General features: G+C 49.8%; 2 tRNA genes. Both read right to left on the reverse strand.

The annotated features are described in order from the left end of the window. Nucleotides 1-8 precede the first annotated feature (8 nt). Nucleotides 9-94: transfer RNA gene (locus HP398_RS30660), tRNA-Leu, on the reverse strand. Nucleotides 95-125: 31 nt separating this feature from the next. After that, nucleotides 126-201, reverse strand: a tRNA-Lys gene (locus HP398_RS30665).

A 201-nucleotide genomic window follows, 5' to 3' on the forward strand; every position in this document is an offset into this window, starting at 1 on the left:
AAATTTCTTGGTGCGGTCGAGAGGACTTGAACCTCCACGGTGTTGCCACCACTGGCACCTGAAGCCAGCGCGTCTGCCATTCCGCCACGACCGCATATAAAATTCAATCTCTCGTTTTAAAAAACTGGTGAGCCATGAAGGACTCGAACCTTCGACCCTCTGATTAAAAGTCAGATGCTCTACCAACTGAGCTAATGGCTC

It is taken from the genome of Brevibacillus sp. HB1.4B (assembly GCF_013284285.1).
Taxonomy (GTDB): domain Bacteria; phylum Bacillota; class Bacilli; order Brevibacillales; family Brevibacillaceae; genus Brevibacillus; species Brevibacillus porteri.